The 22,496-nt window shown below is 37.0% G+C and carries 13 protein-coding genes; 9 read left to right on the forward strand and 4 right to left on the reverse strand.

Annotation, left to right across the window (positions count from 1 at the left end; all coding sequences use genetic code 11):
- The first annotated feature begins 35 nt into the window (after positions 1-35).
- On the forward strand, positions 36-608 hold the full coding sequence (locus tag EZY12_26290) for a GNAT family N-acetyltransferase (GenBank protein ID QSX68079.1): 573 nt from the start codon (positions 36-38) through the stop codon (positions 606-608).
- 395 nt (positions 609-1,003) lie between these two features.
- Here the strand turns inward: EZY12_26290 and EZY12_26295 are convergent, their stop codons facing one another.
- Entirely contained in the window at positions 1,004-4,771 is a 3,768-nt protein-coding gene (locus EZY12_26295; GenBank protein ID QSX68080.1) for a response regulator, read from the reverse strand.
- A gap of 468 nt (positions 4,772-5,239) precedes the next feature.
- Between EZY12_26295 and opgC the strand changes: the two genes are divergently transcribed.
- From opgC to EZY12_26310, 3 genes are all read left to right on the forward strand, one after another.
- Positions 5,240-6,388 (forward strand): OpgC domain-containing protein, encoded by a 1,149-nt coding sequence (opgC, locus tag EZY12_26300; protein ID QSX68081.1) that lies wholly within the window; start codon positions 5,240-5,242, stop codon positions 6,386-6,388.
- A gap of 2 nt (positions 6,389-6,390) precedes the next feature.
- Complete coding sequence (locus tag EZY12_26305; GenBank protein QSX68082.1) at positions 6,391-7,692, forward strand: DUF3131 domain-containing protein; 1,302 nt, start codon at positions 6,391-6,393, stop codon at positions 7,690-7,692.
- 376 nt (positions 7,693-8,068) lie between these two features.
- Positions 8,069-9,457 carry a DUF3131 domain-containing protein gene (locus EZY12_26310; protein QSX70845.1) on the forward strand — a complete coding sequence of 463 codons (1,389 nt, stop codon included), beginning with the start codon at positions 8,069-8,071 and terminating at the stop codon, positions 9,455-9,457.
- Between the two features lie 262 nt (positions 9,458-9,719).
- Here the strand turns inward: EZY12_26310 and EZY12_26315 are convergent, their stop codons facing one another.
- Both EZY12_26315 and EZY12_26320 read right to left on the reverse strand, forming a co-directional pair.
- The gene (locus tag EZY12_26315) at positions 9,720-11,123 is read right to left on the reverse strand and encodes a hypothetical protein (GenBank protein QSX68083.1); all 1,404 of its coding nucleotides are present in this window, start codon (positions 11,121-11,123) and stop codon (positions 9,720-9,722) included.
- Positions 11,124-11,668: 545 nt separating this feature from the next.
- Positions 11,669-14,548, reverse strand: coding sequence for a DUF3131 domain-containing protein (locus EZY12_26320; protein ID QSX68084.1), 2,880 nt, complete (start codon positions 14,546-14,548; stop codon positions 11,669-11,671).
- A gap of 258 nt (positions 14,549-14,806) precedes the next feature.
- On the opposite strand from EZY12_26320, the gene EZY12_26325 reads away from it, so the two are divergent.
- Together EZY12_26325 and EZY12_26330 are read left to right on the forward strand one after the other, a co-directional pair.
- A complete protein-coding gene (locus EZY12_26325; protein QSX68085.1) occupies positions 14,807-16,837 on the forward strand; it encodes a glycosyltransferase in 2,031 nt (676 codons plus the stop codon).
- 215 nt (positions 16,838-17,052) lie between these two features.
- Positions 17,053-17,385 (forward strand): STAS domain-containing protein, encoded by a 333-nt coding sequence (locus EZY12_26330; GenBank protein QSX68086.1) that lies wholly within the window; start codon positions 17,053-17,055, stop codon positions 17,383-17,385.
- Positions 17,386-17,597: 212 nt separating this feature from the next.
- Here EZY12_26330 and EZY12_26335 read toward each other — a convergent pair whose 3' ends face one another.
- Positions 17,598-18,803 carry a SpoIIE family protein phosphatase gene (locus EZY12_26335; protein QSX68087.1) on the reverse strand — a complete coding sequence of 402 codons (1,206 nt, stop codon included), beginning with the start codon at positions 18,801-18,803 and terminating at the stop codon, positions 17,598-17,600.
- Between the two features lie 122 nt (positions 18,804-18,925).
- On the opposite strand from EZY12_26335, the gene EZY12_26340 reads away from it, so the two are divergent.
- The 3 genes from EZY12_26340 to EZY12_26350 all read left to right on the forward strand — a co-directional run bounded on the left by EZY12_26340 (position 18,926) and on the right by EZY12_26350 (position 22,410).
- Positions 18,926-19,345: an anti-sigma regulatory factor gene (locus EZY12_26340; GenBank protein QSX68088.1), complete on the forward strand. Its 420-nt coding sequence runs from the start codon at positions 18,926-18,928 to the stop codon at positions 19,343-19,345.
- Between the two features lie 569 nt (positions 19,346-19,914).
- Positions 19,915-20,766: a hypothetical protein gene (locus EZY12_26345; GenBank protein ID QSX68089.1), complete on the forward strand. Its 852-nt coding sequence runs from the start codon at positions 19,915-19,917 to the stop codon at positions 20,764-20,766.
- A gap of 186 nt (positions 20,767-20,952) precedes the next feature.
- Positions 20,953-22,410, forward strand: coding sequence for a YdiU family protein (locus EZY12_26350; protein QSX68090.1), 1,458 nt, complete (start codon positions 20,953-20,955; stop codon positions 22,408-22,410).
- The last annotated feature ends 86 nt before the right edge of the window (positions 22,411-22,496 follow it).

Here is a 22,496-nt window from a genome sequence, read left to right on the forward strand (position 1 = left end):
GCTGATACAAAATATTTAAATTTGAATATGAGTATATGAGTTCAGAACCACCAATTCTTACCAGCGATCGCCTATTATTAAGAATGGCAGTAATGGAGGATATTCCCTATATACTCGAATATTTTACTGAAAATAAAGAATACCTTACCCCATTTTATCCTAGATGGGATGAAAATTTTTTTACTGACGATTATTGGCAGTATCAAGTAGAAACGAGTTTCTGGGAATTTTTTAACAACTATTCATTAAAACTATTTATTTATCGGCAACATCAGCCTAGAAAAGTTATGGGAACAGCTAATTTTAGCAGTTTTGTCTATAGTGCTGCTCAATTTTGTCAATTAGGATACAGTTTAGCAGAATCAGCACAAGGTTATGGTTACATGACAGAAGCCTTGTCTATTTCCACTAAGTATGTTTTTCAAGAATTAAATCTGCACCGCATTATGGCCAATTATATGCCCCATAATCGCCCCAGTGGTAATGTTCTCAAAAGACTTGGTTTTGTAGTTGAAGGATATGCTAGAGATTATTTAATGATTAATGGTAAATGGGAAGATCATATTTTTACAAGTTTGACAAATCCCCACTGGCGATCGCATTTATAATACACCAGATCCCCAACTTCTCCAAAAAGTCGGGGATCTGAAGATAATTATGGAGAAATAAATTATGTCAAATAAATAATCGCGGGGCTATTTTAACCATACATATTTTATCAAATATTTTAAGTTTTAATTAACCTTTATTAAGGGTATTCTTAAAAAGGCTTATACTACATTATGAAGTGCGGAATATCGGATATACAGAACCTCCCGGTGTTATGAGGTACATATCTAGCGGGCAAGACTTGTACTGAGCTTGTCGATAGCGCAGCGTGGCGTTAGCCATAGTATGCCCGCACCACAAGATTTTCATGATTCAAATTTGTACCTCATCAGAGCGGAAAATGCTGTCAGTTACCCCTGACTTCATAACCTTGCAAGAGAACGAAAAAACTTTTTCAGGACTTAGTTAAAAAAGCTTGAATCTTGTTTATAAAATCAACTAATTCTAGTACCAATTCATAAGCACCAACAAAACTCTGTTTGCGACTGAGTTGTTTTAGTTCTTCTGCAATTTTCTGCATGGCTGTAGCGCCAAAATTACCACTAGAACCTTTAAGATGATGAGCTTCTCTGGCCAGTTGAGGAAAGTCATTAACGGCAATTGCGGCTTTAATTGCCTCTACATGAAACAGGCTATCTTCCACAAAAACTTTTAATATTTCTAACTCAAATTCTGGATCATTTTCTGAGATTTGATGTAGATGTTCCCAATCAATTGGTAAATCTGTTAACGGATTATTTGTAATTAAAACTACTGACTCAGGTTCAGGAATAGTCACTACTCGTCCCGCTATAATTCTCGAACTCCAAAGCTCTAATAATGTTGCTAATTTATCCTTAGTAATTGGTTTGCTAAAATAGTCATCCATACCAGCATCTAAACAATTCTGTTGATCCTCCTTCATGGCATTAGCAGTAATAGCAATAACTATAGGTTGTCGGTGATTAACAAATGAACTTATTTGCCGAGAACGAATTACTTTTGTAGTTTTTAAACCATCGAGAATTGGCATTTGACAGTCCATCAAAATCAAATCATAGGCAATGTTATCCAACATTTCCAAAACTTCTTGGCCATTGGCGACGATATCAGCTTTATAGCCTAAACTGTGGAGTTGCTTGAGGATAACTTTTTGATTAACTGGATTATCTTCGGCTACGAGCAATTTTAACTTTGATTTTGTAGAATCAGGTATTTTTTGATCCAACACAATTATAGAAGGTTGCTCAATTTTAGAAGATTGGAAATTATCTAATTTTGGTTGGCTTCCTAAAATATCCATGATAGTATCTAGCAAACGAGAAGGCTTTATTGGTTTAACTAAATAACTAATAAATCCTATGTTGATTGCTTTTTTCCATTCATCCTTTTGATTACTAGAAGTCAATAGAACTAAAGGAATATTGCTAATAGCAGAATTAGCCTTAATTTGTGATCCCAGCGTTAGACCATCTATCGCAGGCATTTGCATATCAATTAGAACAATATCATAGGGGTGATTTTCGGCAGCCTTTTGTAAAGCTGCAAGACCAGTATTTGCACAAGCAGCTTCATCCACCCACATTCCCCAATGAGTAGCTTGATGATAAATAATTCTCCGGTTAGTCCCATTGTCATCTATTACTAACAACCGCTTATTAGTCAATATATCAAGCTCCAAAATCTGAGAAGAAGGCTGGATTTGCTTCATAAAAGGTAGCTCAAACCAAAATTGAGATCCTTTACCCATTTGACTTTTTACGCCAATTTTTCCTCCCATTAAACTTACTAATTGTTGACAAATTGCTAATCCCAAACCTGTGCCACCATATTGACGGGTAATAGAAGCATCAACTTGGCTAAATGCTTGAAAAAGTTTGTTTTGATCTTGAAGACTAATACCAATTCCTGTATCTATAACAGTAAAATTGAGAATGACTAGATCCTGAGTTTCTGACTTCAATTCTACTTCTAATAATACCTCTCCTTCTTTGGTAAATTTCATAGCATTACCAATCAGATTCATGATAATTTGTCGTAAGCGTCCCACATCTCCCCTCAGATATTTATAGACATTCTGTTCTACCAGTGTGGCAATTTCTAGTCCTTTTTGATGTGCTTGAGGAGCTAATAAATCTAGCACTTCTTCCAGACAATTGCAAAGATCGAAATCTATGCTTTCGATGATCATTTCTCCAGCTTCAAGTTTCGATAAATCTAAAATCTCATTAATCAGAGATAAAAGAGCATCACCACTCACACGAACTATTTCTAAAAAATCTCTTTGTTCTGGGTTGAGAGGAGTTTCTAATAATAAACCAGTCATGCCCAAAATGCCATTCATGGGAGTACGAATTTCATGACTCATATTCGCTAAAAAACTACTTTTGGACAGAGATGCTAACTCAGCTTGATGACGAGCAATTTCCAGTTCTCGTCTTTGTAGAATTTCCGCTTGCAGTAATTTAGCTTGAGCTAAAGCAATACCTATTTGATCAGATAAAGACTTGAGTAATTCTGTTTCCCAGTTAGTCCATTGACGGGGTTGGGTACAATGATGAGCAATTAGTAAACCCCAAAATTTATCTTTGAGAAAAATAGGAACAACCAGGTTAGCTTTGACATTAAACTTTTGTAATAGTTCGATATGACAAGGCTGAATGTTAGCTTTTTCAATATCATTAATTACACTAATCCATCCTTGAGTATATTTCTCGATGTAATTTTTTGTCAAACAGGGTTCAACAATATTTGCCCCCATAACAACTGGAATACCGGGAATTAATGCTTCTTTCCGCGCTGTTAAAGAGCCATCGGCCAACAACTCTAGAATCACTACACGGTCAGTTTTCAACAGTTTCTGTACTTCTGTAACACTAGTTTGTAGAATATCATCTATCTGCAAAGAGTCGCGGATTTTTAAAGTAATATCAGCTAATAATTGCGATCGCAAGTTGAAGTATTTTAGTTCTTCCTCGGCTTCTTTGCGTTTACTGATATCACGGCCTACACAAATGAATCCGCCATCTTTCAACTTTGTCAGAGACATTTCTGCGGCAAAGTTACTGCTATCTTTTCTCTGAGCAATTGTTTCTCCATGCCAGTAACCTTGTTTCATTAGTTCAGGGAATATCTTTTTTTCAAACAAGTTAACCTGCTCTTGTTCATAAACTTCTTGCCATTTTTTTCCTAGCAATTCCGTGGCATCACTATAGCTAAATATATTCACATAAGAGCTATTTAGATAAAGATAATTACCCTGTTTATCAACAATACTAATGCCATCACTCGCCGCTTCTACTGCTGCTAATTGCTGTTTTAGAGACTCTTCAGCTTGTTTGCGTTCAGTGATATCTATGCCGGTACAAACAATAAATTCAATTTCACCATTTTCATTTAAAACCGTTCTATTTGACCAATTAATTAGCCGCAGATTTCCGTCTTTTATTCGCCAATAGTTTTCATATTCTTTTAACCCTTTACTTGATTTAATTTTTTTAAAAATAGATCGCACCGTTCGACGGCGTTTCGGTTCTGTAAATACGTTCCAAAAGCATTGATTTCTAACTTCATTGTAAGAATAACCCGTGGTTTCTTCACAAGCTCGATTAAATCCAATAATTTCCCCTTCTGGGTTAAGAACTATCACTAAAGCATTAACTGTATCTAATACCGTTGAGAGGAGCAAACTATCTAAATTACGCCGCCATTCTAATTGTTTCATGACTTGGCGACCTAAAACATTTAATGCCTCTATCTGTTGTGATGCGAGTTGTCTTGGTATGTCATCAAGAACACAAAGCGCTCCCAAGCCATAACCTTCATCATTAATTAGGGGTATGCCCGCATAAAAACGGATATTGGGATCTGATGTCACCAAGGGGTTATCCACAAATCTTGGATCTAAAGTAGCATCGGGAATGATCATGGGATCTGCTTGCTGGATAGCATGATTGCAAAAACCAATACTACGGGGTGTTTCTGATGCTTCTAGTCCAACTTTAGATTTAAACCATTGGCGGTCCGTATCAACTAAGGTCATTACCGCCATGGGAGTTCCACAAATAAAAGAAGCTAAACGGGTAATATCATCAAACTCCTGTTCGGACTGAGTATCAAGAATTCTGTATTGTAAAAGTGCTTCAATTCTTCCGGCTTCGTCATTGCGTAATAATGCTTTCATATTTAAATTTACCCTTAGTTAAAAGTGTTGTGATTTTGGCTATCTTGAGTATGTAGACGTAAAAACACCAAAATTTATAATCATACGTAAGTAAATTCAATTATACGGTATTTTACTTATCCATCACTCACCTACTGGTAGCGAAGCGCTACTGCAAGCAGATCAAGAAAATTCAGGATTTTTAGACTTTATTTCTGGCTTTAGGGTATTATCTTATCAGTAATTCTCATTCGATGCGTAAGTAGGTGAACACAATAAAACCAATCTGTGTAAAGAAAAGTAAAATCGCCCAAACCCTCTTCACTCTTGCATGAGTGCCTCTTGCCTCAAGCCTAGTGCCATAACGACAATTTTTAATGCTAACCTACTTACTCCATTACAAAGAAGAGGTGAAAACCTACGAAAAAATATTTAGTTAGTTCCCGTTCTAAAACCAAGTAGTTAAATAACCGAAAGTAACCATATCCTGTGTATAACAATACAATTACAACAAATAATCCTCTTGTATCCTGGCGCTATGATTCCACGCTTTACGGAAACCGAGATCTAAGGATTGATTTTCTCCGGGGCATTGCCATTGTTTCCATGGTATTCAATCATTTAGAAAGTTCTTCTTATTTCAGTGCTATCAACAGGGGACATATTTACGCTAGTGCAGCCGAAGGCTTCGTATTTCTCTCTGGACTAGTATTAGGAATGGTGACATTAGGACGTATCAATAAAGTTGGCTTTTCCGAAGCCATGAAAAAACTGTTAGAGCGTTCTGGAAAACTTTATCTCACCAGTTTCATTTTAATGTCTGTCCTGGGTTTATTAAGTATAATTGCCCCCGGTTTGACCCGTCCGGCCTTTGATTTTGCGCCTGGGACTTGGTGGCAAATATTACTAGCGGCAGCTACATTCCATTTAGCACCACCTGTCATTGACATTTTGCAACTGTATGTATTGCTGTTGCTGTTTTCCCCCGCCATTTTCTGGATGTTAAGGAAAGGCTTTTGGTTGCCTGTTTTGGCTATTTCCTGGACATTTTGGAGTATCCAACAATTACATCCTTATGCCTTGAGTTTCCATCCTTTAGACAGAGAACATCCTTACTTTGCCTTAGCTGGTTGGCAAATTTTATATGTGCATGGCGTATTAGCAGGTTATTATCGTCAAAAACTACAAGAATTATGGGGAAAAATCCCGAAAATCCCCCTAGTTATAGGCTTGGTATTAATCGTCATTGGCTCAATTACAACCGCACATTATGATATTCAGCTTGGTGTTTGGCCAGCCAAATTCTCAGATAGAGTTGCTTGGTTAGCATGGACAGACCGCAGTCGGGTGGGTTTTTTGCGTTTAATTAATCACATCGGTTTTTTCCCTTTGCTGTACATCATTGTGGATACATTTTGGCAACCGTTAAATAAAATTCTGGGGAAACTGTTGATTAGTTTGGGTCAAAACTCCTTGTACGTCTATATTGTTCACGTTCCAGTCACAGTAATTTGGTTTTTAATTCCGGCTTTAGTTGATGGTAATCCCATAGTCACTACTATTGCTCAGGCTGTAGCTGTGGGCTGCTTCTGGTGGCTGGTGAAAAAAGAAGTGTTGTTTAATATTATCCCCCGCTAACCATGACACAAGATACAACTATCAATCCTACTCCGATCCAACCTAGTTTATTAAAACAAACTATTATTGCTGCGGCGATCGCTTTAGTTGGTTTTGGATTGCATAAAGGAATACAATGGCGTGAGACTGCCATTCTCCCAATTCCAGTTACTTCCCTTGGTCAAAATCGGCTGAATGCAGAAGATATACAATTAGCCCGTACAGCTTGGCGCTATTTCCAGAAAAATCGTTTATCCACGGGTTTAGTTTCTTCTGCTGCGGACTTTCCCAGTACAACAATGTGGGACGTGGGTAGTCAGTTAGCTGGTATGGTGGCAGCACGGGAATTAGGCTTACTCAAGCCGGCAGAATTTGATAAATGGATAGAGGAAGTGTTGGCTACTCTAGCTAAGATACCTTTGTACCGGAATGAGTTACCAAACAAAGCCTATAACGCGAAAACTTTAATCCCGGTTAACTACGGAAAGTTGGCAAAACCCGAAGAAATTGGGTTTTCGGCCATTGATTTAGCACGACTGGTGCAATGGCTAGATATAATCGCAACTCGATACCCCAAGCACGCTGCGGCCAGTCAAGCAGTCACGGCTCGTTGGCAGTTAAAGCGGTTAGTAGAGAATGGACAGCTAATGGGGACAGGGATTAAAAATGGTCAGGAAACCTGGAACCAAGAAGGACGGCTAGGTTATGAACAATATGCAGCCTATAGATTACAAAAAATTGGGATTTTAGCCGCCAAAGCACTCGATACCAAAGCCGAAACTCAGTTTCTCAATGTTATGGGTGTGGAAGTACCAGCGGATAAACGCAGCACCTATCATAATTATGTCACTAGTGAACCCTATATTTTGGATGGGTTGGAAAGTGGTTTTCAGGCTTTACCTGCGGAATATGCAGCCAAGTTACTCCAAGTCCAACAACGTCGCTATCAAGCCACCAATCAACTCACAGCCTGGTCTGAGGATAATTTAGATCGGGAGCCTTGGTTTGTCTACAATTGTATTTTTGTCAATGGTCAACCCTGGAAAAGTATAGACTCATCTGGTAAAGATGCCTTTGTTTATCGAGGTAGTAGTGTTAAAGCCGCAATAGGCTGGAATATGCTTTTTCAAACTCCCTATACAGAAAGACTTCATAAGGGTATGCGCTGGCTGGCTGATCCAAGTCGTGGCGTTTTTGCAGGTTTTTATGAGGAAACTCAAGAACCAAATCGAGCCTTAACTGTGAATACTAACGGTATAGTGTTGGAAGCAATACTATATCGTCGCGTGGGCAAACCGTTGACGGTTTGGGCTAAAGAACCCTAATCATCTCCTATCTATCCTGTATGGAACTTACGCATGAGTCACGGAATATACAAACAACTCCAGGCACAGAGAAAGGGACTTAGTGCGAACGACCGTTCGCCCCTACTGAGAGATATTTTGCGTAAGTCCTGACTTAAAAAACTAGACAAGAAAAAACCCTCAATTATATTACCAATTACCAATTACCAATTACCAATTACCAATTACCAATTACCAATTACCAATTACCAATTACCAATTACCAATTACCAATTACCAATTACCAATTACCAATTCAATTACCAATTACCAATTACCAATTACCAATTACCAATTACCAATTACCAATTACCAATTACCAATTACCAATTACCAATTACCAATTGCCAATTCCATGATGAATTCTGATTTTGAGCCACCATCAAAAAAACTATCTTTTATCGCTACCTTTGGCGGAGTTATAACCGCTGTAATCGCAATTATAGGTTTCAATTCTTTGTCAAAGTATTTAACTATAAATACTGATAATATTAGCAAGCTGAATACTAAATTAACAGTTGTAGCAGGTAAACCTATTGCTGCTGCCGAATTGACAACCACCAAAGGACCCTATATTGCCCCAGGAAGTGGGAAATTAACCACAGAGGAAACTGCAATGGCGCGTCAAGCTTGGTTATACTTCCAACGTAATTGGAACGATCAAACTGGCTTGGTTAATTCTGTAGATAATTTTGCCTCTGTTACTATGTGGGATCAAGCCGCTGCTATGGCTGCTTTGGTCAGTGCTAAAGAACTTAATATCATTACGGTAGAAGAGTTTGAGAGCAAAATGAGTCAGATGTTAAAAACTCTAGCGTCTATGCCTTTGTATAAGGGAGAATTACCGAATAAAGTCTATAATTCAAAAACATTAATACCTGTAAATTATGGTCAATTAGATAAACGAGAAGAAATTGGTTGGTCTGCTTTGGATTTAGGACGTTTAGCTATATGGCTGAATATTGTTGGTACAAAATATCCCAAAATGCGATCGCAAACAGAAGCCGTCTGGAAACATTGGCAAATCAAGCGCTTGGTCAAAAACGGGCAAATGTACGGTACTTCTGTTATTGCTGGTGAAGAACAGTATACCCAAGAAGGGCGTTTAGGTTATGAAAATTACGGAGCTTATGGGTTAAAACTCTGGGGTTTAGATGTCAAAAAAGCCTTAGATTATACATCTAATACAGACTTTGTAGACCTCTATGGACAGGGTGTTCCTTATGATAGACGGGATTATCAGAATTCAGGTGCAAATAATTATGTTCTCAGCGAGCCTTATATTTTAGATGGGATTGAAACCGGATTTCAAGCTTTACCTAAAGCATTCTCAGACCGAATTTTAGCTGCTCAAGAAGCTCGTTATCAAAGAACTAAATTTTTAACTGCTGTCACGGAAGATAATTTAGATCGCGCTCCTTACTTTGTTTATAGTAGTTTATTTGTGAATGGACAACCTTGGGCAACCATCACAGGAACAGGAAAAAAATATGATGATCTACGTTTTCTCAGCGCTAAGGCCGCAGTAGGTTGGCACGTCCTGTATAATACTGCTTACACGGGCAAATTATTTAATTTTGTGCAAACTCAACTCAAATCTGATCAAGGTTGGTATAACGGGTTTTATGAAACTTTAAATCAGCCAAATAAAGCTCTTACTGCCAATAATAATGGTGTAATTTTAGAAAGCTTACTTTATAAAAAAGTTGGTAAACCTCTCACGGTTTGGGCTGGAATAAAAGAGTAAAGGAAAAGGTTATTTTGATGCTGTGAAATTCGATAATTTATGATTTCAATTTCCCTGCTTTTACAAAAAAAGGGAACAGGGAACAGGGAACAGATAAGAAACACTCATTTGCACCAGTTTAAAGCTCAGTCAAAAAAAAGATGTTTTTAAAAGATGCGTAGCACGAAAAAAACAGTGTCATTATTTCAATCTCATGTTTAAAAACATGAGTTTTACTGTTTACTCTACTTTTGAAATATTGAATTATCAGTCAAAAAACAGGTCAAAATTTTATCTGTAATTGGCCTGTTAATATCTGATTATTGTACAGACTTTCCCCAGTCATGAGATTGTGAGACTTACCTAAACTATAACCTAAGTCTAAGCCTATATTTGGTGATATTTTGACGGTACAGCGAGTTTGATAGCCAGTACCTCCACTTTTACTACCATTAACTATTTGTCTTCCCAAGGTGGTATTTAAACGACAATTTAAAAAAGGAAAAATGTTTTTTCCCCATCCGATTTCACCGTTATAAACTAGAGAAGATACTGGAGAAAAATAGCCACTACTCTCTTGATTATCGCTTGCATACTTCCAAGCGAAAACATTACCAGCAAACCAAAATTCATCCCACTTATGTTCCAAGCGATTAAAAATCTGTTGTTCAAAATTACCATCATTATATAAACCCACACGATAGGAGCCAAAAAAGCTCGTATTAGGGTCAATTTGCCAAAAAGTATTGAAACCAGAGCGCGTAGCTGTAATTTGATTTTCCAGTGTTTTCACACTAGTTTTATAAGGACCTTGTTCTACGACTGCTGATAAAAATAAACTTGACTTGATGCTATTATCTGGATTGAGTTTAACGAAAATTGGTATATCTATCTGAGCATTGAAATTGAGAGCCATTGGTAAGCGATTAAATAGATCAATTCCTGCTCCTAATTTTATATTATATTGACCTGTTTTTCCTTCCCATCCCAACTGAATGGGAATATTAGTAAGAGATGCAAATTTCGTTTGACTCAAGGTATTAAAGGCAGTTTTCAATTTAATTTTCTCGTCAAATAACCGAAATTGAAAGACTGGTTCAATAATTTGATTCTCCTGTTGGGAACTATTCAGGTCCTTACGAAACCCTGTTTGGATACTTTCCAAAACAAATGCTGACCGAGGTGTAGTAGAATTTGGTTTTGAAGTTGGTTGTACTGTAGGAGTTGGTTGTGAAGTTGATTGTACCGTAGGAGTTGGTTGTCTTTGCGGAAGAGATACTTGTTGGGAAGTTAACCTTAGCTGAGGATTAAAGTTTTCAGGTGCAGCAATTAATATTGGTATTGACTGCAAATTCTGAGGAGGAAAGCTGCTGTCAAAAACTATGTTTAAGTTTTCTAAAATACCAAAATGTGTAATTTGTGCGGTCAATTCTGGAAATGAGTTCGAGTTTTCATCTAGTGGGAAAAAAATAGAGGAATCTGTTTCTGTAATATCTCCGTTATTTTGGCGTGAATTTGGTAAATTATCAACCACAGGAACCGGTTCTATCACAAGTGAGACTGAACCCCAATTTTCATCTGGTTGGATAGGAGCAGCAGATACAGACTTAATCCCGAAACTAGTGATGATACTTATTGGAAAAAATAAATATAGTATTCGTTGTCGCAAGTCCAGTGAGAGTAACATTTTACAAAACAGCTACGTAAGGGAATAGAATTAATATTCTCATATTAATACCTTTACCAATTTACTAGGGTGAGTTAATGTATCCAAGATTAACGGCAGATATGGCTGATAGCTTGCGTGGACTCATAAACCTTATTTTTAGGTGGCAGTAATTAATATAGCAAGATATCGGAAGAGATTACCGCCACTTTCTCGCTGTTTTGCGGAAATCCTAGAGGGCTAGAAGTTCAGGAGTATCGCTAACGCCATGCTTCGCTATCAGGAGGATTTAGAAGTAATATCAAGTCTGGAAAATTGAACAATTTTTGATACTATGATCATATTTTTCTTGCACCTCATTTACCTTTTATACAGATAAAAATCTTGATGCGTCTGGGTTTTAGGTTTATTCAGCAAACCCTATATAATATATTTTATATCAGTATTGATGAATCTAAGCTGGTATATCAGGTTCATCTGGTGAACTTATGATCATTTATCTCCTCTTTCATAGCGACAAGAATCAAGTAATTCTACTAACCTCAAGTATCTAAATCATCCAAAAGTTAATTCGTGTCATCTTTGACATTAATCCAGTAATGTTCAGTGCCATTAGTCACAAATTGGGTTTTTTGAGTAGAAGTATTCGGTAGACCCCGACCAGAATTACCATCAGCTACTGCTCGCCACCAGGGTGATTTCATATCCGTATTAGGACGGAGGAGGGGTTGTTGCTTTGTTGCTGTATACAGTAAAGATTGTAGAATCATACTGTTAGTGCTACTAGTAGAACCAAGAGCGGTTTTACCTGTTTTTTCATAAAAACCTTCATAAAAGCCCAGCAAAGGATTGTATAAGTCCGTTGTTGCCTTGATTAATTCCTGAGTATAGGTATCTTTAGGCAATAAAGCATAATAGGCAAATGCTACAGCCGAACTGACTAATCTTCCCTCTGGTAGTAGTTTACCATCATCATCTAAGGCTGCCCAAGGCTGATTTTGACCAATAATCGAACTGTGGACGGTGTAAGGTTGACGCTCAATGAGAGTAGTAGCTGAGGCAGTAAGAGTCTCAGTCTTAAGGTAGCGTTGGGCTTGAGCTTGATATACTGCTGTAAAGAGCGATCGCATTTTTGGATCTAAACCAAACTCTAGAGCATACAGCAGAAAAGGATTACTAACGGTATATTGATTAACCTTTGATTTTGTATCTTTACGAAGCCGTTCAATGGGGACTTCTACCCCCTCCACTGATGTTGTTTTATATTCACCACCCACAGCAGATTTATCAACATTAAATCCCCACAATTGAAAACCTCTAGCAGCATATTCTTCATAACCCAAACGGGTTTCAGGATTAATTCTGGGGACTAACCGCCCACTTTTATCTTTGGTGACATTGGCGCTAGAAAGAATACCTTCCCGCACAACCCGCAAGTATGACCAATCGAGAGCAATTTGATCAACAACTTCCGTATATTCGGGGTGATCTGTTTTTAAATTATAAAGGGCTGCTAATAGTCTTCCCACATCTAAAGACGACCAGCCAGTACCTTCTGGAACTGGATTACCACCATAATCTACTGGTTGCAATGTTCGCGGATCATAACCCCGACTCGGTAATTCCCCTGCATACAGCGGTATCTGCGCTAAAGCACTCAACAACTGTCGAATGCGTTGATCAAATTCCTTGGGAGAAATTATATCCATTGCCCATGCTGCATTGAGCGCTGTTAAATAGTCTCCTAATCCCCACAATGTTGAACCCTTAACATCAGAGCGATCGCTCACCAATCCTGTGCTAGGCTGAGAATTAGCGGAGAAATAGTTCCAGGCCGCTTGAGCGTAGCGTCTTTGCACAACTGTTAACGGTTTAGGTAATGGTTTAGCTGGCTGCGGGACACCCAAGGATGGAATAGGTTTAACTATCAGCGGAGGTGGGTTAGTCGCTGTATTAGTCTTAGCAGGTGTAACATTTATGGGAATAGGACTTTGGGCTGGAGTCGGGGAATTTGCAGCAGGTGATTTAGAATCTGAGGGTTTAGAATCTGAGGGTTTAGAATCTGAGGGTTTAGAATTTGAGGGTTTAGAATCTGAGGGTTTAGAATCTGAGGGTTTAGAATCACCAGACGGTATTTTTGCAAAACTCACCCCACTACCACCAATTAAGGGGCGATTTCCTCTAGCTTTATAATATAAAATCTCCATGATTAGGCCATTAGTATTACCTGTCAAGGATTTATTAGGTTTTTTTGTTTCTTCATACAGTCCAGCGTAGAAGCCACCACCTTTAGGATCACGTAAATCCTTAACAGCATCAAAAACCTTTTGAGCATAAGCATTACCTGGATAAAGATAGCGCCAGCCAAAGGCAGCTTTAGTGCTAATACTCCGCAACTCTGTATAGGGCTTATTTTTCTCCGTAATTGTTGCCCAAGCAACTCCATTAGAGTAAATAGTATTGTAGAGAAAATAAGGAGGTTGATCAATATTGTCTTCAGAAACAGCAGTTAGTTGTCCCGTAGATTCAAAGCGTCGCTTTTGTACTTCTAAAATGTCAGCAGCATATTTTTTTAAATAACCTTCTAAGCCAAATTCAATACCATCAAGAATATAGGATTCACCGACTACATAATTATTAGCATTAGTGCTTTGAAAATCACGGGTATCAACAGGAATTTTCACCCCGTTAATATCTACAAGTTTGAAAGGCTCTAAAGCCACCGCTTTGGGTGCTTTAAATCCCCATAGTTCATAACCCCTAACAGCATATTCCTCATAACCAAGTCGTCCTTCTTGTACCAACAATGTTTTACCATTAGGTAAAACAACTGCTCCGTAAAGTTGGTCATCTTTCAGTGATCTTGCTAACTGCCACTTACTGAGAACTCCCTTCAGCCAATTTTTATATTGAGGATGACAAGTACCAATAATATGAAAAGCAGCCAATATGCGACCAATATCCAAAGCTGACCAACCCAGACCCTTTTCTAGAGGTTTATTCCCATAATCAGTCATTTTTCCATTAGCAGCATTATATACCTTATTTGGTAAAGCGTTTTCAAATAAACTAAGATTAGCAAAATTGGTAAGAAATTTATTAAAGCGCGAATCAAATTCCGACTGGTTAATCAAATTCATCCACCGCGCTGCATTCAAAGCCATTAGGTAATTACCAATGTCCCAGAGAGTACCAGAAGGATAACCACCAGTAGAATTAGTAAACCCTGTATTTGCTTGATAGTTATTGACAAAATACTGCCAAGCTGCACGAGCGTAAGTCTGTTCCTCCGGTGTTAGAGGCGCTGAAATTTGACTACAGCCATTAGGAGTAGAATTTTGTGCTAAAGATACTGTAGGCACACAGAACAGAAATTGCAGAAATGCTCCACTTAGGAACAATGCAATCCATCTTAATAGTTTGTAGTGACGGTGTTGCTGTATCATTTATAAATAAAATTTGAGAACCATTCAGGGAGGACTAGAGTGCTAGAGAAGAGAGAATCACTTCGCTATAGTTAGAAATGACACCAAAAATCTGATACATTAAATAACAACTCTACTTTAGCAAGCTACAGGAATCCTCAATGATGTCTAAAAAATATCAAGGACTATAGGGAGTTCAAATCAAAAATCAAATACGTGACTCTTATAAAAACAAACAACCGCTAATTGACTAATTTAAATTTTATTTTTGGTAGCAAAATGAATTCAGCGTCCTCTAGTTATGATTCAGCCAATTTTTCCGGTAATAGCCGTTCAACACTGAAAAAAAGAACCCTACTTTTTCGGTACTTAGCGGAAATAAACTTAATTTTTGGTGCTTGGTATTTACAATGGCGGATAACTCATTCTATCAACTTTGATGCTCTATGGCTGTCTATTCCTTTATTGCTGGCGGAAATTTACAGCTATTTCGGGGGAGTTATGTTTGTCATTGGATTATGGCGGCCTATAGTCCGACAGGTTAAGTCTCTCAATCAGTTAAGCCCACCCCTTCCTAACTGTGATTGGGCAAATGTAGATGTGTTTATAACCTGCTATAATGAACCCTCAGAAATGGTGGAAGAAACTGCTAGAGCAGCTTTAGCGATAGATTATCCAACCACAAAGCTGCGTGTATATGTATTAGATGATGGTAATTCTGAACAAATGCGAGCCATGTCAGAAAGATTAGCTCTAGAGGATTTACAATCACCATTATTACAACAGGAAGCTAATCGAATTGACGGGGAATTATCTACTTTAAATCAACGAATTGAGCAACTGGAAAATCTAGCACCTGAAGTAAAAGCCGCTGAAGAATGGCTGCAAAAATCATCTTTAAATACTTTAAATACTTTCGAGGATATTCCCGCTAGATTTGTCCACAGTTTACAACAGTTTATTCTCTGGTTAAATCCTCAAAATCAAAATAGTCATCATGCCAGTAAATCAACTATATATGAACATCTTAATCATGAACGTAGCGCATTAGAATTAGCAATTCGTCAAAAAGAATTAGAACTTGTGCAACTGGTTAGGTTGCGGTATATTGCTCGTCCTAAACAACCAGGAGTACCTCATCATGCTAAAGCAGGTAATCTCAATTACGCCATTTTTTCTGGAGAGACCGCAGGAGATTTTATTCTTACTTTAGATGCAGATCATGTTCCTAAACCAGCATTTTTAAAGCGAGTTTTGACATATTTCTATACCTATAATTTGTATTCAGGAAAATATCAACCAAACCGTATTGCATTTGTGCAAACTCCTCAAGATTTTTATAATATTCCCCCTGGAGACCCCTTTGGACATCGAGCCAATTTATTTTATGGACCCATTCAACAAGGTAAAGATGGCATGAATTCAGCTTTCTACACAGGTACAAATGCAGTCCTAAGAAGAGAAGCATTAGTTAGTGTGGGTTTACAATATTTTGCAGATGAATTTGTCAAAGATGGTAAAAAATTAGATGAATTTGAATTAATTGGTGGTGTTTCTAGTAATAGTATTACCGAAGATATGAATACAGCCATGCGGTTGCATAGTTCTGGTTGGAAATCAATTTATCATCATGAATTATTAGCAGAAGGACTTGCTCCTGATGATTTAAGTTCTACCCTCAAACAGCGAATGCGCTGGTCTCAAGGTACAATTCAAGTGTTAATGAGAGAAAATCCTCTCACCAAACCAGGACTGACATTTTGGCAACGATTACACTATTTTAAGACAACATATAGTTATTTTTCTGGATTTGCAACTTTGGTTTTTATTGCTTGTCCCATTATCTATTTTTTTACGGGAACTATCCCCGTGAAAACTTATGGCTTTGATTTTACTATCCATTTTCTTCCAACTTTTATAATTAATAGGTTGACTTTTTTAGCTGCTGGTTGGGGAATTAATGCTGCGGAATTATGGCGTTCAGAACAATATTCTATCTCTTTATTTCCCCTATTCATTCAATCTGTATGGAGTGTATTAACCGGACAACCTATTAAATTTCAGGTTACACCTAAGCAGCGACAATCAGGAATCTATCTCCAGCTAATCTGGCCACAAATAACTGTGTTTATTTTGATGATTTTAGGTATAATATGGAGTATATATCGTCTCGCTATTGGTCAGTTAGAAACTCCTTGGGTTTATTTGATCAACACATTATGGGGTATATATATTTTATCTCTACTTTGGGCAATTATCAGTGCTGCTGTTTGGCAACCGCAGGACTTACATAAAACAGAAGGAAAGTAGAGGTAATTCATGAATTACCTCTAAGAGGGTGTTTCAACAGAATTGTATACAACCACAAAACCTAACCCCGTGGGGAAAGTTAATGAAAGTCCTTATTGCTTGTAAATCTATTTTTTAAAGTTCTACAAAATGCCTTAAATAGTAGTAGAATTTTAAATAGATAGGACAATTTTCAATGGCAAATTTACAAACTAACACAGAAAGGAAGATAATTTATGACTTCTAAAATTCACGTCTTTGAACCATCAGGAATTTTAAACGCCACCTCCGGTAATGAATTACGTCGTCAAATTACTGATATCATTAATAATGGAGTTAATATGCTATTGATTGATATGTCAAAGGTGACGTTTATTGATAGTTCTGGTTTAGGTGCTTTAGTGGGAGCAATGCAAAGTGTTAGAAATGCTAAAGGAGAACTATTTGTATGTTCCATTAATGATCAAGTCAAAATGTTATTTGAATTAACGAAAATCAATCGAGTTTTGAACATATTAAGTAATAGAGAAGTGTTTGATAACAAAGTATTAGAACTAGAAAATGCTTAATGGTTTGATTCTATAGGTGAAGTTTTAGCAATTCTAAACTTGTACATATCCGGTTTTTCCCAATCTTATGAGGATGAATAGACAAGTCTAGTTGCACACATATGTTTCAAACCCTTAATTTTTTCTTAGTCTACCCAGGTGGTCTGTGTTTGTGTAGTAGGGATTTATAATCGCCGAAAACTTTTCAAACACCCTTGATAAAAGTTCACATCTTAGGGATTTTGACAGCCACTAAAATTAACTCGTAGTAAAGACAAATCATCATCAAAATTTTCGTTGCCGCTGATATTTATAATCTCAGGTAAGAGTTGATTAATATGATTGTTATTTGACTGATTATGGGTGAGCAATAAATTAACGAAGGAGTCGAAACCCCAAATTTGTCCCTCTGGTTGCAGCAGTTCGTAAGCACCATCACTAAAAATATATAAAGTGCTGTTTTCTGCAACTTCCAAAATAGCAGTTTCAAAACTGATATCTCGTAAAAAGCCAATGGGTAAATCTAGAGATTCTAGTTTTATAACCTCAATGCTGGAGGGGGCATTTCCAGATATTAATACAGCCGGTGGATGTCCAGCGTTACCATAAACTAGCTGATGATTAACACGATTAAAAACACAGTACAAAATGGTAAAGTATTTATCGCCATGTTTACTCATTTGAAAACTTTCATTGAGTGCCTTGAGAACTTCTGCTGGTTGACAAAAATTAGTATTTGGTAGAGACTGCGATCGCAAGATATTCAATACAGATACAGATAACAAAGCCGAACCTACACCATGACCAGAGACATCTAATAGATAAATTGCCAAATGTTCATCGTCAATCCAATAGTAATCAAAACAATCCCCTCCCAACTGTGCTGAAGGTACAAATAAAGATTCTATGGTTACTGATCCTATAATCGGTAATGGTAAAAGCGATCGCACATAATCAGCAGCTTCAGCTAGTTCGGTTTCTAAAACCTGCTTTTGATGCTGCAAATCTCGATTTAACTGCTCTAAAATTTGCTTTTGATGCTGCAAATCTCGACTTAATTGATGTAGCCTTAATCCTGCTCTTACCCGTGCTTTTAATTCATTCATCTCAATGGGTTTAGAAATAAATTCATCTGCTCCTGCATCCAATCCTCTAACACGATCATCTTCCTCTCCTAAAGAAGCTCCTTTTGCAGTCAGAAGAATAAAAAAAGTTGTAGCTAATTCCGGATCTGACTTAATCAGACGACACACTTGTAAACCATCTATCCCAGACATTACCCAATCACAGATAATGAGAGCGGGACATAATTTTTTTGCTTCTATTATTCCCTCTTCGCCATTAGCCGCTATGGTAACATCATAGCCCTGGGTTTTCAGAGTTTTTTTCAAAACCATTCGTAAGATAGGATCATCATCAATGACGAGGATTTTAAACATTTTGACTATTAAACAGTTTGAATAATTACTTATTAATTACTCTACATTAAATCTTGTCAAAGGATTTACATTTTTCACATTTTGAATATACACTCATAGTCAAATATTCTATGGATTGACCAATGAATCATAAAATCTACCTAAAAACCAATACAGATATTAATGCTACAAGTGAAGTTTTATCCTGGCTGGAGCAAATCAACCAGCCCCCATTTAATAATCAAACAATTTGGTGGGAATTACAAACACTACTAGTAGAAGGATTTATTAATATTGTAGAACACGCCCACAAAAAATTACCCAGAGAAACTCCGATTGAATTAGAAGTTATTAGACTCGAAGAAGATATAGAAATTCGGATATGGTCTTGGGGAGAACCTTTTGAGTTAGAAAAGCAATTGCAAATAACTTCAGCATTAGAGGATAATGATCAAGAAAGAGGACGGGGATTGCAAATAATGTCCTCCATTGCTGACAAACTGTCTTATAAACTAACAGATGACAATCGTTATTGTTTATTTATCAGTAAACATTATTGTTAGAATATGAAATTTATTTTGCACTACTACTAGACTAGACATGGCGTGAGAAAAAATCTAGGGACAATTGATAAATTATCCCTATAATAGTTTCAGGTTAGCCACATTTAATTCTCACCAGATGTCTATTGGTAATAGATTCATTCAATTCATTCATCTGTGGTATAAATACATGAAAACCGCTGTAGATTTAGGTCAATTTAGCATGAGCAGCCAAAATAATTCTTTCTGGTTATAAGCATACAATCCCGCATCCTCTAACCGCTTTGCCTGGTTCTCTGTCAACATTCCCAAGGTACAGCATACCTTAAAGAATATCTTACGCCATTTTATCCTAAATGGGATGAAAATTTTTTTACTGACGATTATTGGGAGTATCAAGTAGAAACGAGTTTCTGGGAATTTGTGAACAACTATTCATTAAAACTATTTATTTATCGGAAACACCAGCCTAGAAAATCATATTTTTACAAGTTTGACAAATCCCCACTGGCGATCGCATTTATAATACCTCAGATCCCCGACTTCTCCAAAAAGTCGGGGATCTGAAGATAATTATGGAGAAATAAATTATGTCAATATATAATAATCGCGTGGCTATTTTGGCGACAATGCACAATAAAGAAAAAGTAATTTCTCCTTTATTGAAAGAACATTTAGGAATTAATTTGATAGTTCCTCAAGGCTTAAATACTGATGTTTTTGGAACTTTTACTAGAGAAATTAAACGTCCAGATACACAAATCATTACTGCTAGGTTAAAAGCTAAAAAAGCCTTGGAAATGGATGATGAAAAAATAGCCATTGCTAGTGAAGGAAGTTTTGCCCCTCATCCCCTAATTCCCTATATTTATGCTAACCAAGAAATAATTATTTTTTTGGATCAAGAAAATGATTTAGAAATTATTGGTGAATTATTTTCCATAGAAACTAATTTCAATCACCAAACTATATCTAGTTTAGAAGAATCTGAAGAATTTGCTCAAAAAGTTGGTTTTCCTGAACATGGTTTAGTAATTTCATTTGATAATATATCCACAGGAAAAACAGAATTTATTAAAGGTATTACCAGCAAAGAAAACCTAATCAATTCCGTAGAAATTGCCATAAAAAACACAAATGGTAAATTTCATATAGAAACAGATATGAGAGCAATGTATAATCCTACCAGGATGAAAAATATTGCCTTTGCTACTCAAGACTTAATTAATAAAATTAATAGTTTATGTCCCCAATGTAATACTCCTGGTTTTATGATTAATCAAAAAATCCCTGGACTACCTTGTGAACTTTGTCATCAGCCAACTTCATTAATTAAAGCAGTAATTTTTCAATGTCAAAAATGCGGTTTTACCCAACAACAATTATTTCCTAACAATCAAGAATTTGCTGATCCTAGTTTATGTGAATATTGTAATCCTTAGATCCCCGACTTCTTCAAGAAGTCCGGTATCTATTTTTTTATGAAGATATATTATTTTTATAAGCTCGTGATAGCGCAGCGTGGTGTTAGCCATTTTTGACAATTTAACTAGCAACTTACGTTAAATTAGCAAGATGGTGAGCTTTTTTGTCTATCATTAAATAAATATCAATTAAGCGTAATTATAATGACTCTGGATGAAACTCTCAATCATACTCATGCTACTAATCCTTTGCTTACCCTCAACTATGAATCAGCCCTAGAGTCTTTAGGTAACGACTACTATGATCAAGTTGTAGCCGAGGAATTTCCCCAACTTATGTTACGCTGGCGCAATGACGCACTACTGCCACGCTTAGGAGTTGCGCCCCAAGTAGTTAAAGACGAAGATTTTATTAACGCTTTTGGTAAATTTGAGGGAAGAGAACCGCTGTTAGCACTACGTTATCACGGTTATCAATTTGGACAATATAACTCCCAATTAGGTGACGGTAGAGGCTTTCTCTATGGACAAGTGCGGGGTATTGATGGGGAATTATACGATTTTGGCACAAAAGGTTCGGGAAGAACCCCCTACTCTCGCGGTGGTGACGGAATGCTAACACTTAAAGGAGGAGTGCGGGAAGTTCTCGCCGCTGAAGCACTTCATCGTTTAGGCGTTCGCACTTCTCGCTGTTTAAGTATGATTGAAACGGGTTTGGGTTTGTGGCGCGGTGATGAACCTTCTCCAACTCGTTCTTCTGTCATGATTCGCATGAGTAAATCTCATATCCGTTTTGGTACTTTTGAACGATTAAACTATTTCAAACGACATGATTTAACTCAAAAGTTGTTAGATCATGTAATCGAACAATATTACCCGCATTTGCAAGCTGAAAATGATAAATATGCTTTATTTTATGCCGAATTAGTGCAGCGTGTCGCCGAATTAGTAGCACAATGGATGGCAGCGGGTTTTTGTCATGCAGTTCTGAATACTGATAATATGTCAATTACCGGGGAAAGTTTTGACTATGGACCCTATGCCTTTATTCCTACTTACGATCTCCAATTTACGGCGGCATATTTCGATTATTATAAACGTTATTGTTACAGTCAGCAACCAGGGATTTGCAAATTAAATTTAGAGCTTTTGCAAGAACCTTTAAAGGCGATAATTCACCAAGGTGATTTAGATGTTGCTTTATCCAAGTTTGCTGAATATTACCAAGCTGAATATCGAGCTTTGATGTTGAAAAAGTTGGGTTTTGAAGATTTACAATTAGCGGAAGCTGATGAATTTTTGCGGTTAACCATTACCTTTTTACATGATAGTCAAGTTGGTTATCATCAATTCTTTTCAGATTTGGCTGCTACTTTTTCTAGTAAATGGCGAGATGATCCAGCTTTTGTGATGAATGGTTCAGAACTTAGCCCCGCATTAGGAAAATCAGCCACTTTTGATAATTGGTGTTTCCTCTATCATAAAATTCTCAATCATTTTGATCCTGACCAAATGGATAAAATTCACCAAACTTTGATTGAAGCTAATCCCAAAACAGCTTTATTAAGACCTGTGATTGAGTCTGTTTGGGAATCAATTACTGAAAATGATAATTGGCAACCTTTTTATGATTTAGTGGAAACACTAAAAACCGGAAAGTAGTTTATTAGTTTACAAGTAGGTAGGTACAATTAAATATAGTATGGGCGCTCATGTTGCCCACCCCACAAGAATATTACACTTATTGT

The sequence above is a fragment of the Dolichospermum sp. DET69 genome (assembly GCA_017355425.1).
Taxonomy (GTDB): Bacteria; Cyanobacteriota; Cyanobacteriia; order Cyanobacteriales; family Nostocaceae; genus Dolichospermum.